Origin of the sequence: Flavobacterium sp. KBS0721, from assembly GCF_002007065.3 — a bacterium.
Taxonomy (GTDB): domain Bacteria; phylum Bacteroidota; class Bacteroidia; order Flavobacteriales; family Flavobacteriaceae; genus Flavobacterium; species Flavobacterium piscis.
Map to the genome: position 1 here is coordinate 3976980 of NZ_CP042170.1, position 15653 is coordinate 3992632.

Consider the following 15653-nt stretch of genomic DNA (forward strand, 5'->3'; position numbering starts at 1 on the left):
AATAACTAACTTTAGATTAGTTAAAATTTAGTTAGTTTAAAGATAATGCTATTCTTAATTTATATTTAATTGGTTATTAAAAAAGTTAGGGATACATAAAAGCAGGTCAATTGACCTGCTTTTTCTGTTTAATAAAGTATGTAAAAACGAGATTATTTCGCTTGTTTCTTCATTTCTTTTTCAATCATATCATAAAATTGATCGATTTTTGGCATAACCACAATACGAGTTCTTCTGTTACGAGCTTTGTCCTCTGGAGTATCATTAGCAACTAATGGTACATAAGAACTTCTACCAGCTGCGATTAATTTTGCAGGGTTCACACCAAGATCATTTGTTAATACACGTACAATAGATGTAGAACGTTTAACACTTAAATCCCAGTTGTCTAGCAAAATTCCGTTGCTTTTGTAAGGAACGTTATCTGTATGACCTTCAACCATACATTCGAAATCTGGTTTGTCGTTTACTACTTTTGCAACTTTAGCTAAAACACCTTTAGCTTTGTCAGTTACATCATAGCTACCGCTTTTAAATAATAATTTGTCTGCGATAGAAATAAATACAACACCTTTTTCTACATTGATTTCGATATCCGGATCATTAATTCCAACAGCTCCTTTTAAGCTTGTAACCAATGCTAAAGTTACACTGTCTTTTTTAGTTAATGCATCCTGAAGTCTAGATATTTTTAAATCCTTTTCTTTTAAACTTTCTAAAGATTTTTCAAGATTTTCAGCTCCTTTAGTTGTTAATACAGTTAAGTCTTTAGAAGTGCTTATTAAATCTTGATTATGTTGTTTATAGCTTTCTGCTGTAGCTGCTAATCCTGCTTTTTCCTCTAAACAAGCATTTAGTTTTACGGTGCAAGAGTTTAATAAATCTTGTGTTTCTTTGTTCTTAGCTTCTAAAGCTGCGTATTGCTTTTTCGATACACACGAAGTTAAGGCCATTAATACTGATAGTGCAATTACTATTTTTCTCATAGTTATTATATTTAATTAAACGTTGATTACAAATTTAGTTTTTAATATTTTGATTACTGTTAAAGATTTCTTTAAATACGGACAGTTTCTTTATGTAATACAGGAAAACGATACTTTTTACAGTATAGTATTGCTGTATCTGAAAATCTTTTCGCTTACGCAGATATTTTAAAGATATGCAATAAAATGAAAAATGTGCTTTCAAAATAGCAAAAGCATGCTCAAATTTTCCTTGTGTTAAAAAACGGATACCGGCAATACCGTCTAAAACCATTCTAAAGAAAATGACAAAAAACAACCCTTTTTTAGGTAAATTTTTGACAAGCATTAACAATGAATTTCTAAAATTCAAGTATGTTTTTTTAGGATTTCCTTGTTGTAAGGTTGCGCCGCCAACATGATAAACAACTGATCCTGAATTGTATTTAATTATGTGTCCTTCGTTTGCAGCGCGCCAGCACAAATCTATTTCTTCCTGATGTGCAAAAAAGCTTTCGTCAAAACCTCCTAATTCATGATAGACTTCGCTTCTTATAAAAAAACAAGCACCGGAAGCCCAGAATAGCTCACAATTATCATTGTACTGACCATTATCTTTTTCGATAGTGTCAAAAATGCGGCCACGGCAAAACGGAAAGCCAAATTTATCAATGAATCCGCCTGCAGCGCCGGCGTATTCAAAATATTCTTTGTTTTTAAAATCAAGAATCTTGGGCTGGATTATAGCTGTTTGTTTTTCTTTATCGAAAGTTTCAATAATTGGATTTAGCCAATTTTCAGTTACCTCGATGTCTGAATTTATTAACGCATAAATTTCGGCATCAATATGTTGTAAAGCATCATTATAGCCTTTTGCAAAGCCATGATTGCCGCTATTTACAACTATTTTAATTGTGGGAAAATTTTGTCTGATAAAATTTATAGAATCATCTGTTGAAGCATTATCAGCAACATATATTGGGGTTCCTTCCGAAAATTGAACGACAGAAGGTAAAAATTGCTCTAACAATTTTACGCCGTTCCAATTTAAAATGACAACTGCAATTTTATCCAAAAGTAACTTTATTTATTTTTAATACTATTTATTCTTTATAGTCCGGTAAGTTTCTTAGAAACTCATATTTTTCATTCTCAAAATCCATTTGACAATAAAAATGACTTAGACCATTTGTGACATTCAAAAACCGTGCCTGCATTGTCATATTATAACGTGCAATTTGATCAAAAGTTGCCTGAGAAATTTTTACGCCAGGTGCTTTACATTCTACCAATATATGTATAGAACCATCGGTATTAAAGACAACAACATCGTATCTTTTTCGTAATCCGTTGACTGTTAAAACTTTTTCAACATTGATTAGTGATTTAGGGTATTTTTTTTCATCGATTAAATAATGAACAACATGCTGGCGAACCCATTCTTCTGGGGTAAGAATGATAAATTTTTTCCTGATTTCATCGAAAATAGACACTTTATTTTCGCTATTTTTGAATCGGAAAGTATATGATGGAAAATTTAATTGCTGCATAGGGCAAAAATATAAAATAGTTTCAGGTTTCAGGTTTAAAGTTTCAACTTATTGAAGCGAGAACGTGAAACCTGAAACTTTAAACAAAAATATTTGAATGGACGAAGTTGTAAAAATTGTTAATGATATTAAAGCCGGAAATATAAAACCTATTTATTTTTTAATGGGCGAAGAGCCTTATTATATTGATAAATTGTCAGAATATATAGAACAAAATGTCCTGTCTGAAGAAGAAAAAGGATTTAATCAAACCGTATTATATGGTAGGGATGTTACTGTAGAGGATATTGTTTCAACGGCCAAGCGCTATCCTATGATGTCTGACCGTCAGGTTGTTATTGTAAAAGAAGCACAAGATTTATCAAGAACAATTGATAAAATAGAGTCTTATGTAAATAATCCTATGGAGTCTACGGTGTTGGTTTTCTGCTACAAATACAAAACACTCGACAAACGTAAAAAAGTAACTAAATTATTAGCCCAAAACGGAATTGTATACGAAAGTAAAAAACTATACGAAAACCAGGTTGGAGATTGGATAAAACGTGTACTTGCGGGGAAAAAATACACAATCGACCCAAAAGCCAATGCAATGTTAGTAGAATTTCTAGGAACAGACTTGAGTAAAATCAACAATGAGCTGGAAAAATTACAGATTATTTTACCACAAGGATCGTTAATTACACCACAACATATCGAGGAAAATATAGGTTTTAGTAAAGATTATAATGTTTTCGAACTTCGAAAAGCAATTGGTGAACGCAATCAGTTAAAAGCCTACAAAATAGCGGAGAATTTTGCTCATAATCCTAAAGAATATCCATTGGTAATGACTACGGGATTGGTTTTTGGTTTTTTTATACAGCTCTTAAAATACCACGGACTTAAGGATAAAAATCCTAAAAATGTAGCTGCAGCAATTGGCGTAAATCCTTATTTCCTGAAAGAATATGACTTAGCCATAAAAAATTACCCAATGCGAAAAGTGAGTCAAATTGTGGGAGCACTGCGAGATGTAGATATTAAAAGTAAAGGTGTAGGTGCCAATGCTTTACCTCAGGCGGATTTATTAAAAGAAATGCTGTACAAAATATTTAATTAAGCCGTGAAAATTCACGATATTTGCATCTCTAAAAAAAATACTACTTTTAAAATAATAATTACACAATTATGGGAATGAATAAAAATACCGTTTTAGGATGGGCTACTTTTATAATGGTACTTATGGGATTGTTACTTATAGGTCTTGGCGCTTTTAGATACAGAGATGTTTCTGGTTGGGGATTCGTAGCCGTTGGGGTTGGTTTTTTTGCCAATGCCTGGGTTTTTAATGCTTTAAAAGGAAGAGTTTAGCAAAATTTAATTGCGATATAAAATCAATAAAAAATAATTAATTAAAATAAAAAATATAAAAAATGTCAGACGATAAGAAAGTAATTTTCTCAATGCAGAAATTGAGTAAAACCTATCAGGGAGCAGACAAACCAGTGCTTAAAAATATTTATTTAAGTTTCTTTTACGGAGCTAAAATTGGTATTTTAGGTTTAAACGGTTCTGGAAAATCTTCTTTATTAAAGATTATTGCCGGAGTAGATAAAAATTATCAGGGTGATGTTGTTTTTCAACCGGGTTATACAGTTGGATATTTAGAGCAGGAACCAATTCTTGATGATTCTAAAACCGTTATCGAAATTGTTCGTGAAGGAGCTGCTGAAACAATGGCAGTTTTAGAAGAATACAATCAAATTAATGATTTATTCGGTCTTGAAGAAAACTATTCCGATCCTGATAAAATGGATAAGTTAATGGATCGTCAGGCAGCTTTACAAGACAAAATTGATGCTCTTGGTGCTTGGGAAATCGATACCAAACTTGAAATTGCAATGGATGCTTTGCGTACGCCGGAAGGAGATACGCCAATAAAAAACCTTTCTGGAGGTGAGCGTCGTCGTGTTGCTTTATGTCGTTTGTTGTTGCAACAACCAGATGTATTGTTACTGGATGAGCCTACCAACCACTTAGACGCTGAGTCTGTACTTTGGTTAGAGCAGCATTTAGCGCAATACGCCGGAACTGTAATTGCCGTAACGCACGATAGATATTTCCTTGATAATGTTGCTGGTTGGATTTTAGAGCTGGATAGAGGAGAAGGTATTCCTTGGAAAGGAAACTATTCTTCTTGGTTAGGCCAGAAATCAAGCCGTATGGCACAAGAAGAAAAAGTAGCTTCTAAACGTAGAAAAACGTTAGAGCGTGAGCTTGACTGGGTTCGTCAGGGAGCAAAAGGCCGTCAAACGAAACAAAAAGCGCGTTTGCAGAACTACGATAAATTATTAAACGAAGATCAAAAACAACTGGATGAAAATCTGGAAATCTATATCCCGAACGGACCACGTTTAGGAACCAATGTTATTGAAGCTAAGAATGTAGCAAAAGCTTTTGGAGATAAATTATTGTATGACAATTTAAACTTTACTTTGCCACAAGCAGGAATCGTTGGAATTATCGGACCAAACGGTGCTGGTAAATCGACCATTTTTAAAATGATTATGGGTGAACAAAAAACGGATAGCGGAGAATTTTCAGTTGGAGAAACTGTAAAAATCGCTTATGTAGATCAGTCACACTCTAATATAGATCCGAATAAATCAATTTGGGAAAACTTCGCCGATGGTCAGGAATTGATTATGATGGGAGGAAAGCAAGTAAACTCAAGAGCTTATTTATCTCGTTTCAACTTTGGTGGAGGTGAGCAAAACAAAAAAGTATCAATGTTATCAGGTGGAGAGCGTAACCGTTTGCACTTAGCAATGACATTGAAAGAAGAAGGAAACGTACTTTTACTGGATGAGCCAACGAATGATTTAGATGTAAATACACTTCGTGCATTGGAAGAAGGTTTAGAGAATTTTGCTGGTTGTGCCGTTATTATCTCGCACGACAGATGGTTCTTAGATAGAATCTGTACGCACATTCTGGCTTTCGAAGGAGATTCTGAAGTTTATTATTTCGAAGGTGGTTTCTCTGAATACGAAGAAAACAAAAAGAAACGTTTAGGTGGTGATTTAACTCCAAAACGTTTGAAATACAGAAAGTTGATTAGATAATATTCTAGTTAAAATCCAATTTTAAAATCCCAAATTCCAATTTAAAAACTGGAGTTTGGGATTTTTTTTGTAGTAGTTTGTCATTTCGACGAAGGAGAAATCCTCGTTAGAAGCTCTATAAAGATTGGATTCTCGTTGCGGAGTTACTTGCGAGGATTTCCGTCGAAATGACAATATTGAGGTAATTGGAATTTGGAATTTATACATTGGACTTTTTTAAAGAAACTTAGCATTTAATTCCGGAGTAGGAATCATGCAGCTTTCTTTTTTGCCGTACCATTTGTAGCGATTTTTTGCAATGTAATCGTATACATAATTTCTTAGTTTTTCCGGGAATATTTTTAAAATTGAAATCAAACTGTAAATTCCTCCAAGTTCTTCTGCAATTTCAATAGCTGCTGAAGATTTATAATAATAAGCAACTCCTGGATTATATAAAATTATACTATCAATTTTATTTTGATCTACTCCAATATATTTACAAATTTCATTGCCCAATTCTGATTGCAAAGCCACAAAACGAAAAATATCTTTTTTATCATTTTTGATGACAAACTGAACTGCGTTGTTGCATAAATTGCAAACACCGTCGAATAGGATTATTTTTTTATTTGGAGGAAAGCTTTGCATTGATTGATTTTCAAGTTTAAGTTTTTTTGTCATTTCGACGAAGGAGAAATCACACCAGAAACTCCTCAATCAAAATCGTCTATCATTGTTGATTTTCGATTGTGATTTCTCCTTCGTCGAAATGACAAGATTGTGGTTATTCTTTTTTTTTAATAATTCTTTATCATTGATTTTTATTATCGAAACACACTGTTTTATAAATTTTTTAAATCAAAGACAGCCTTCATAAATTGTATAGAATTAATTTTTATAAAAAAATCATCTTCCTAATCGTATTTTTTAAAATATTATCTTAAAAGGCTTTATTTTAATTACAGAGATTTTTCATCATAATTTTGAACCTGAAAACTGCCACTGCGACTGAAAAACTTATTTCTTTCCAGCTTCTACAAATTCCAACTCATCCAAACTTACTTTTGAAGTAAAAATTCCGTAATTTACTGTTGCTTTATTTTTTTCTATTGAATCGATACTTCCAACAGATCTTCCGTCAAGCATTCTTACTCTGTCACCAACTTTTAAAATTGGTTTTGGTTTTTCGACAACAGGCTTCAATTTCTTTTCTTTTTTCTCTTTTCGGATTTCTTCAACCTGAACGGATACTTCTGCGATCACTTCTTTTTTCTTTTCGATTATGGCTTTCGCTTCTTTTGGAGTTGCTTTTTTGCGTTTTGAATTTTCAATTTCTATGATTTTCAAAAATTCTCCAATCAATTCTTTTTTGTTTTTATTGTTGAAATATTTCTCAGAGATATCTTCAATTTTCTGACCAATGTAAATTGTCTTTTGATTACTGTCATACAATTCCTGATAGCTTTCCAGTTTTTGTTTGATTTTTACATTGATGTTTTCCATCTTTTTACTTTCCTCGCGTGCTCGGGTTTCTTCTTCTTTAAGATTTATAGAAGTTTTTTCTAGTTTCGATCTTTCTTTCTGAAGAGTAGCAATGGTTTTGTCAAAACGAACTTTACCCACTTCGATTTTCTTTTTCGCACGATTAATCAATCCGAAGGGAATACCATTTTTTAATGCAACCTCAAAAGTAAATGAACTTCCGGCTTGGCCAAGAGCTAACTTATACATGGGTTCTAATGATTTTTCATCAAACATCATATTTGCATTGGTAGCAAAAGGCAATTCGTTTGCCAAAATTTTCAAGTTTGAATAATGTGTTGTAATGATTCCGAAAGCTTCACGATGATAAAATTCTTCCAGGAAAATTTCAGCCAATGCCCCACCTAGTTCAGGATCAGAACCTGTACCAAATTCATCAATTAAAAACATGGTTTTCTTGTTGCATTTCTTCAGGAAATAATTCATGTTTTTCAATCGGTAACTATAAGTACTTAAGTGATTTTCAATAGATTGATTGTCTCCAATGTCTGTAAGAATTCTATCGAATAAGAAAGTTTCGCTACGCTCGTGAACAGGAATCAGCATCCCGGATTGCAACATCAACTGCAATAATCCAACTGTTTTAAGCGAAATAGTTTTTCCTCCGGCATTTGGTCCTGAAATGACAATGATTCGGTTATCTTGTTTTAATTCAATGGTTTGCGGATGGGTAACTTCGTTTTTTTGTTTGTTATTCAAATACAAAATTGGATGATATGCTTCTCTAAAAAACAATCTTCTTTCTTCTGTTATGGTTGGCAGGATTCCGTTGATTCTGTTGGCGTATTTTGCTTTTCCGGCAACAACATCAATATCACTTAAAAACTCCTGATATTCAATTAGTAAAGGTAAATACGGACGAATTTGATTCGACAATTGTTTTAGAATTCTGGTAATTTCTTCTTTTTCTTCGTATTCAAGATTAGCGAGTTCTCTGGAATATTGCAAAGTTGCTTCCGGCTCGATATAGGCAATACTTCCGGTTTTAGAACTTCCTAAAATAGAGCCTTTTACCTTTCGGCGATACATGGCCAAAACCGCTAAAACTCTACGGTTTTGTACAAAGCTTTCTTTAATGTCATCTAAATAGCCAAGGCCGTTATTGTGAGAAAGAGCAACTCCAAAACTTTGGTTTACTTTACCGCGAACAATATTCATATTCTGACGGATGCTCAATAATGCAGGCGAAGCGTTGTCTTTTATTTCTCCGTATTTATCTACAATTGCATCGATAAAAGTTACAATATCTTTAGTATATTCAACTCTTGAAGCTCTTGCGTTTAAATTAGGATAATAATCATCAAACTTTTTAAGGAAATTCAACAAGAAATTTGCTGTTGATGAAAGTGTTGCAATTTTTCTAAAACTTCCTACTTCAAGAAAACTATCTTCTATTGCCAGAAATTTAATTTCATGAGTAATCGCGTCAAATCCGTGATTAGGAATGGCGTTATTATTTTCGAAAGATGAAACGTACTCTGATGTTTGCATTAAAGCCTGCATCAAAGTTTCTTTATCTCTAAATGGTGTTATTTCTAAAGCTTTTTCTTTTCCAATGTCTGTATTGCAGCCAGCCGAAATAGTTTCGAGCACTGTTGGAAATTGTAAATCTTGTAATGTTTTTTCGGTAATGGATATCATTTATTTTCTTTAACAAAGTACACGCAAAAGTACGAAAACATTACTATTCAATTCTACAAGTTTATATCTAAATTTATGATTGGTAAATATGATTTAAATAAAAAAATCCTGAAATTCGCATAAAAAAAGATATGGATGTAAAAATGCATGATTCCTGGAAACCGGTTTTAAAGGAAGAATTTGAAAAATCATATTTTACTGAATTAATTGATTTTGTAAAATCAGAATATACAACTAAGGTTTGTTATCCTAAAGGGAATCAGATTTTTTCAGCTTTTGATCATTGTCATTTTGATCAGGTCAAAGTTGTAATTATAGGTCAGGATCCCTATCATGGGCCTAATCAGGCAAATGGATTATGTTTTTCTGTAAACGACGGGATTCCCTTTCCGCCATCCCTTCAAAATATTTTTAAAGAAATCGAAACCGATTTGAATATACCAATTCCTAAAACAGGAAATTTGGAGCGTTGGGCAGATCAGGGTGTTTTTCTTTTAAATGCTACTTTAACCGTTAGGCAATCAGAAGCTGGAAGCCATCAGGGAAAAGGCTGGGAAAAATTTACAGATGCTGTAATAAAACAAATTTCGGTTAATAGTAAAGATGTTGTTTTTTTATTATGGGGAGGTTTTGCTCAGAAGAAAGCTGCGCTAATCGATGCATCAAAACATCATATTTTAAAATCAGGACATCCATCTCCTTTAAGTGCCAATAGAGGTTTTTGGTTTGGAAATAAACATTTTAGTCAGGCAAATACTTTTCTGAAATCAAAAGGACTGAAAGAAATTGAATGGTAAACACAAATTTTCACTAATTATCAATCTTGATTTCTACAATCTTGTCATTTGGACGCAGAAGAAATCTTCGCAAGTAACTTCGCAACCAGTATCAAGGCTCTGTCGAGCTTTTCGCGAAGATTTCTTCTGCGCCCAAATGACAAACTAGACGAAAATATTCTTATGAAAATGATTGTATTAGCCCCGATAGAAGTGGAAATCCTTTTTTATTTTTTCTTTAAAAATAAAAAAGATTGGAACGGATAGCGGGATTAGCTCCTGATGAAAAAAATTATTTTTCCAGAGGTTTCTTTACAATCTCGTCTAAAACAGCTTTGTTTTCGTAGTTAATTACTTTAAGAATAATCTCTTGGTTTTTAACTGTTTTTCCTTCAATAATATAAAGTTTTCCTTTTTTGAAAGGAACATTACTCTGGTCAAAATCAACATCGCCAAATTTCAAAGTATTTTTAATATCGGCGGTATCGATCCATTTTTCATTTAAAGTCTGAACTGCTTTTTCAGAATACTGGAAAGGTTTTGTACGTAAACTATTTAAAACACGGGCATTTGGAAAATAGTTGCAACGGGTATCTTTTCCGCTAAAAACGAGGGCTACAAAAAAGCATCCCATAACCAAACCAATCAGATAATAAGCAAAACGATGTACGAACTTCATGAAATAAAATTTTTGCAAAGGTAAACTAAAGTTCCCTTAAAATACAAGTAAATTGATGTCGTTATCGGGTAAATCAAACCATTCGCCAATTGCTTTGTTGGTTAAAATTCCGTGATACAGGTAAATTCCGTTTTTTAAACCTTTATTGCATCTTATCGCACTTTCTAAACCTCCGTCTTCTGCTATTTGAAGTAAATAAGGAGTTAGTATGTTACTTATTGATAATGAGGCGGTTTTAGAATATCGGGATGGTATATTAGGAACGCAATAATGTAAAACATTACTTTTTATAAAAGTTGGTTTTTCATGAGTGGTAACTTCTGAGGTTTCAAAGCAGCCTCCGGTATCGATACTTACATCCACAATAACAGCACCTTTTTTCATGTGCTCTACCATCGTTTCTGTCACTATAATCGGACAGCGTTCTTTTCCTCGCATGGCTCCAATAGCAACATCGCAACGTCTTAGCGCTTTTAGTAACGCTTTTTGCTGCACTGTAGAAGTAAAGATTCTTTGATTTAGATTGTTTTGTAAACGACGCAACTTCGTAATCGAATTGTCAAAAACTTTTACATTTGCTCCCAAACCAATAGCGGTTTTAGCAGCAAATTCGCCAACTGTTCCGGCTCCTAAAATTACAACTTCGGTAGGAGGAACGCCGGTAATGTTTCCAAATAAAAGTCCTTTCCCGAACTCATCTGTAATCATCAATTCGGCAGCGATAAGTATTGAGGCTGTTCCTGCGATTTCGCTTAGCGATTTTACAGCAGGATAAGATCCGTCTTCATCTTTTATATATTCAAAAGCAAGTGCAGTGATTTTTTTCTGCGCCAAGGCCTCGAAGTATTCTTTCTTTTTGGTTTTTAACTGAATAGCCGAAATAATAATCGTCTCCGGATTGATCATTTTAATTTCTGCTATAGTAGGAGGTTCTACTTTTAGCAGCATTGGGCATCCAAAAACTTTTTTGGTATCTTTCGTTACTTCAGCTCCCGCATCAGAATATTCTTTATCAGAATAACTGGAACTTTCTCCGGCTCCGGATTCAATCATTACGCGATGACCTTCATAAGTCAAGGAGTTGACAGCATCTGGAGTTAAGCAAATACGACGTTCCTGATAACTTGTTTCTTTAGGGATCCCTATAAAAAGTTCTCTTTTGAATCGGCCAACTTCAAGTTTTTCTTCTTGTGGCAACAATTGTTGTTTCGTAAATGGAGTTAAGGTGATTGACATGGGTTGTGCGAAAATTAAGAGTACAAATTACGTAAAAAGTTTTAAAATCAATGTAAAAATTCTGGTAATACTATATGATGAAATTAATGCATAATTTTTTCCATTTTAATATCGGCCCTTTCATAACTTACATTTCCTAAAGGAACTTCGTTAAAACCAAATTTTTCATACAAATGAATTGCAGGCAGTAATTTTCGGTTCGAATATAAAATGAGTTTTTTTATGTTGTTTTTTTCGGCTACAGCCAAACAATGAATTAGTAATTGATTGCCAACTCCCAGGCCTTGCGCTTTATCTGAAACGGCCATTTTGCTTAATTCAAATGTGTCATGATCAATTTTTATTAAAGAAACTGTTCCGATAATTTCACCTTTATATTTAGCGTAGAAAATCAATCCGCCTTTGTCGATAATTTCTTCTTGCGGATTAGAAAGTACTATTTCATCTTTTTCCTCAACTTTAAAATATTTTTGAAGCCATTCTTTATTTAAGGTTTTGATTGGCTCTTTTGATTCTGCTGAAAAGGGAATAATTTCTACGGTAGTCATTTATATATGTATATTGTTTCACAGAGATTCACGAAGATTTCGTAAAGTCACACAAAGAATTATTATAGGATCTTTGTGAAATCGTCGTGAATTTCTGCGGAGTATTTATTCTAATTTCAATTCTCTTTTTCCATCTGCCAATAACTCAATTGTAACCACCGAATGTTCTTCAGGAATTAAACTAGCGATTTTTTCAGACCATTCGATAAAACACCAATTTCCTGAATACAAATAATCATCCACGCCCATATCGAGAGCTTCAGTTTCTTTATTTAGTCGGTAAAAATCAAAATGATAAACAATCTGATTGTTAGAAGTATAGTATTCATTAACTAAAGAAAAGGTTGGACTGCTTGTAGCATCTTCAACTCCAAGACTTTTACAAAGTTGTTTGATTAAGGTAGTTTTTCCAACTCCCATTTCTCCATTAAAAAGAATAATTTTCTTTGGATTTTGAGCTAAAATTTTATCTGCTACTTCTTTGATCTGATCTAATGAAAAAACGATATTCATTGCTTAAATTTACTTATTATATTAGTCTCAGTCCCAGTTTTTAGTCTCAGTTTGAAAACTGAAAACCGGGACTGAGAACTTTTTTATTTCGGGTTAAATACCAAAAACGGAATAATCATTTCTTCTAACGAAATTCCTCCGTGTTGATATGTATTTCTGTAATAACTCACATAATGATTGTAGTTGTTTACGTAGGCTAAAAAGAAATCATTTTTAGCAAAAATAAACGAACTGCTCATGTTTATTGCAGGTAAACCTATATCTTTTGGTTCTTTTACAACGTAAACATCTTTTTGTTCGTACGTTAAACTACGACCTGTTTTATAACGCAAATTTAAACTTGTATTTTTATCTCCCACCACTTTTGACGGGTTTTTTACATTAATTGTTCCATGATCTGTTGTCAGGATCAATTTGAAACCTAAAAGCTGTGCTTGCTGAATAATTTCTAAAAGCGGAGAATTTTTAAACCAGCTTAAAGTTAGTGAGCGATACGCTTTATCATCAGAAGCTAGTTCTTTTACAACATCCATTTCGGTTTTTGCGTGAGACAGCATATCAACGAAATTGTATACTACGGTAACTAAATCATTGCCTTTAAGTGCTTTGAAATTTTCAGCTAGTTTTTTACCTCCGGTATAATTAGTGATTTTAAAATAATCTTCTTTTATGTTTAGGCCTAAACGTTTTAATTGTGCGGTTAGAAATTCAGCTTCGTAAAGGTTTTTTCCTCCGTCTTCTACATCATTTTTCCAGTATTGCGGAAATTGTTTTTCCATTTCTGTTGGCAATAAACCGGAGAAAATAGCATTTCTGGCATATTGTGTTGCAGTAGGAAGTATAGAGAAATAAGGAACTTCTTTTTCTAATTTGTAATAATTTGCTACAACGGTTTCAAAGGATTTCCATTGGTCGTAACGTAAATTATCAATTACAACGAATAAAATGGGTTTGTCTTTCTTTTTGATTTCAGGAACAACTAATTCCTTGAATAAATTGTGGGATTGAATTGGTTTATCTGCTTTTGGAGCAAACCAGTCTTCATAATTTCTCTCGATGAATTTTCCGAATTGAGAATTTGCTTCAACTTTTTGAGATTCAAGGATTTCTATCATTCCCTGATCGTTGATGTTTTCGAGTTCAAGTTCCCAAAAAATCAATTTTTTATATAATTCTACCCAATCTTCATAGGAATTAACCATAGCCATTTCCATGGCGATTTTTCTAAATTCCTTTTGATAATCCAGCGTTGTTTTTTCAGAAATCAATCTTGAATGATCGAGGTTTTTCTTTAAACTCAGTAAAATCTGATTCGGATTTACTGGTTTTATCAAATAATCTGCGATTTTAGAACCAATGGCTTCTTCCATTATGTACTCTTCCTCGCTTTTGGTAATCATAATCATTGGTATGGCCGATTTTTTTTCTTTCATTTCAGAAAGTGTTTCCAGACCACTCATTCCAGGCATATTTTCATCCAAAAAAACAATGTCAAAATTATCTTCTTCAAATAAGGCAATAGCATCCAAACCATTGTTACAAGTGGTTACGGCATAGTTTTTTTTCTCGAGAAATAATATATGTGGTTTCAAAAGATCGATTTCGTCATCGACCCAAAGTATTTTTATCTTATCCATAAACGTGTTTAATTTTAATGCAATTTAGAGGTATAGAACTTAAAAAGTATTAAAAATAGTATAAATTTCAGAATAACAAAAGTTGGTTTTTGTATATTTTTTTAAATGTAATTCAGTATTACTCTGGAAATCATCACACTTTAATGTCAATTTTTAAATGAAAAACACAAAGCTGTTTATAGTTAATTACTTATATTTGTTGACCTAAAAAGAACCAAATAGTGACTCAGATCAATAAGTTAAAAATATTCAATGATCCCATTTACGGGTTTATTTCTATCCCGAACGAACTTATTTACGACTTAATTCAGCATCCGTATTTTCAGCGTTTACGCCGTATTTCGCAAATGGGAATGTCGTATTTGGTTTATCCCGGGGCCAATCATACTCGTTTTCATCATGCTTTGGGCTGTATGCATTTGATGCAAAAGGCTGTAGAAACACTTCGTTTTAAAGGAGTTGCTATTTCAAATGATGAAGAATGTGCTTTGTTAATCGCTATTTTACTTCATGATATTGGTCATGGGCCGTTTTCGCATGCAATGGAAAAAAGTATTGTTGAAGATGTAAATCATGAAGCCATTTCATTATTATTCATGAATCAGTTGAATGATGAATTCGAAGGTAAATTGAGTTTGGCAATTCAGGTTTTTAAAGGAGAATATCACAGGAAATTTATGCTGCAATTGATTTCAAGTCAGTTGGATATGGATCGAATGGACTATTTGAAACGTGATAGTTTTTATACTGGTGTTGCTGAAGGAAATGTCAATTCTGAACGTTTGATTCAAATGATGAATGTCGTTGACGGCGTTTTGGTAATTGAAGAGAAAGGAATTTATTCTGTAGAGAAATTTTTGCTTTCAAGAAGATTAATGTACTGGCAGGCTTACTTGCATAAAACAAGTTTAGTTGCAGAGTTAATTTTGATGAATGTGCTAAAAAGAGCCAAAGAATTAACCTTAAAAGGGATTATTTTGCCTTGCAGTGAGCCTCTTTTGTATTTTATGCAAAACAAAGTGACTTTAGAAGATTTTGATGCTGAAAAATTAGATTTGTTTTCTCAACTAGATGATTTTGATATAATTAGTGCTTTAAAAGCATGGCAAAAGCAAGATGATTTTGTGTTGTCTACTTTGAGTAAGATGTTGATTAATAGAGATTTATTAAAAATTAAATTAAGTGCTGAGAAAATTTCGGCAGAAGAATCTCAATCTTTAAAAGAAGAATTTGCTAATGCACACCATATTACGCAATTAGAGGCGGGATATTTTATTTTTAGAGGAAAAATAAAAAATCAGGCTTATAGTAAAGAAGCTGAACCTATACGAATTTTGAAAAAAGATAAAACAATTGAGGATGTCGTAGAAGCATCTGATCAGCTGAATTTGAAATCGTTATCTAAATTGGTTACAAAATATTACATCTGTTTTCCAAAACAACTTATCTAAAATTAACATTTAAAATCTATTTTTTA

The 15653-nt window shown here is 32.8% G+C and carries 15 protein-coding genes; 5 read left to right on the forward strand and 10 right to left on the reverse strand.

Annotated elements, in window-relative coordinates:
* Positions 1-152: 152 nt before the first annotated feature.
* Genes B0M43_RS17080 through B0M43_RS17090 form a run of 3 tightly spaced genes read right to left on the reverse strand, consistent with a single transcriptional unit; the run spans position 153 to position 2515 of the window.
* Complete coding sequence (locus tag B0M43_RS17080) at positions 153-986, reverse strand: OmpA family protein (RefSeq protein WP_078007162.1); 834 nt, start codon at positions 984-986, stop codon at positions 153-155.
* Positions 987-1020: 34 nt separating this feature from the next.
* Positions 1021-2040 carry a glycosyltransferase family 2 protein gene (locus tag B0M43_RS17085; RefSeq protein WP_078007161.1) on the reverse strand — a complete coding sequence of 340 codons (1020 nt, stop codon included), beginning with the start codon at positions 2038-2040 and terminating at the stop codon, positions 1021-1023.
* Positions 2041-2068: 28 nt separating this feature from the next.
* Positions 2069-2515, reverse strand: coding sequence for a type I restriction enzyme HsdR N-terminal domain-containing protein (locus B0M43_RS17090; RefSeq protein WP_065450086.1), 447 nt, complete (start codon positions 2513-2515; stop codon positions 2069-2071).
* 97 nt (positions 2516-2612) lie between these two features.
* On the opposite strand from B0M43_RS17090, the gene holA reads away from it, so the two are divergent.
* From holA to ettA, 3 genes are all read left to right on the forward strand, one after another.
* On the forward strand, positions 2613-3617 hold the full coding sequence (holA, locus tag B0M43_RS17095) for a DNA polymerase III subunit delta (protein WP_065450087.1): 1005 nt from the start codon (positions 2613-2615) through the stop codon (positions 3615-3617).
* 68 nt (positions 3618-3685) lie between these two features.
* Positions 3686-3868: a CAL67264 family membrane protein gene (locus B0M43_RS17100; RefSeq protein WP_035680915.1), complete on the forward strand. Its 183-nt coding sequence runs from the start codon at positions 3686-3688 to the stop codon at positions 3866-3868.
* Between the two features lie 62 nt (positions 3869-3930).
* Entirely contained in the window at positions 3931-5622 is a 1692-nt protein-coding gene (gene ettA / locus B0M43_RS17105; RefSeq protein ID WP_078007160.1) for an energy-dependent translational throttle protein EttA, read from the forward strand.
* Between the two features lie 216 nt (positions 5623-5838).
* Here ettA and B0M43_RS17110 read toward each other — a convergent pair whose 3' ends face one another.
* Both B0M43_RS17110 and B0M43_RS17115 read right to left on the reverse strand, forming a co-directional pair.
* On the reverse strand, positions 5839-6252 hold the full coding sequence (locus tag B0M43_RS17110; protein WP_078007585.1) for a thiol-disulfide oxidoreductase DCC family protein: 414 nt from the start codon (positions 6250-6252) through the stop codon (positions 5839-5841).
* Between the two features lie 369 nt (positions 6253-6621).
* Positions 6622-8787: a DNA mismatch repair protein MutS gene (locus tag B0M43_RS17115; RefSeq protein WP_078007159.1), complete on the reverse strand. Its 2166-nt coding sequence runs from the start codon at positions 8785-8787 to the stop codon at positions 6622-6624.
* A 131-nt stretch (positions 8788-8918) separates the two neighbouring features.
* On the opposite strand from B0M43_RS17115, the gene B0M43_RS17120 reads away from it, so the two are divergent.
* On the forward strand, positions 8919-9584 hold the full coding sequence (locus B0M43_RS17120) for a uracil-DNA glycosylase (RefSeq protein ID WP_078007158.1): 666 nt from the start codon (positions 8919-8921) through the stop codon (positions 9582-9584).
* Positions 9585-9855: 271 nt separating this feature from the next.
* Here B0M43_RS17120 and B0M43_RS17125 read toward each other — a convergent pair whose 3' ends face one another.
* From B0M43_RS17125 to B0M43_RS17145, 5 genes are all read right to left on the reverse strand, one after another.
* Positions 9856-10242 carry a DUF4258 domain-containing protein gene (locus B0M43_RS17125; RefSeq protein ID WP_065450090.1) on the reverse strand — a complete coding sequence of 129 codons (387 nt, stop codon included), beginning with the start codon at positions 10240-10242 and terminating at the stop codon, positions 9856-9858.
* 36 nt (positions 10243-10278) lie between these two features.
* Positions 10279-11478: an alanine dehydrogenase gene (locus B0M43_RS17130; protein WP_065450091.1), complete on the reverse strand. Its 1200-nt coding sequence runs from the start codon at positions 11476-11478 to the stop codon at positions 10279-10281.
* Between the two features lie 83 nt (positions 11479-11561).
* Positions 11562-12026, reverse strand: coding sequence for a GNAT family N-acetyltransferase (locus B0M43_RS17135; RefSeq protein ID WP_078007157.1), 465 nt, complete (start codon positions 12024-12026; stop codon positions 11562-11564).
* 105 nt (positions 12027-12131) lie between these two features.
* Positions 12132-12539: a tRNA (adenosine(37)-N6)-threonylcarbamoyltransferase complex ATPase subunit type 1 TsaE gene (gene tsaE / locus B0M43_RS17140; protein ID WP_078007156.1), complete on the reverse strand. Its 408-nt coding sequence runs from the start codon at positions 12537-12539 to the stop codon at positions 12132-12134.
* Between the two features lie 83 nt (positions 12540-12622).
* Entirely contained in the window at positions 12623-14176 is a 1554-nt protein-coding gene (locus B0M43_RS17145; RefSeq protein WP_078007155.1) for a bifunctional response regulator/alkaline phosphatase family protein, read from the reverse strand.
* A gap of 221 nt (positions 14177-14397) precedes the next feature.
* On the opposite strand from B0M43_RS17145, the gene B0M43_RS17150 reads away from it, so the two are divergent.
* A complete protein-coding gene (locus tag B0M43_RS17150) occupies positions 14398-15627 on the forward strand; it encodes an HD domain-containing protein (protein ID WP_078007154.1) in 1230 nt (409 codons plus the stop codon).
* The last annotated feature ends 26 nt before the right edge of the window (positions 15628-15653 follow it).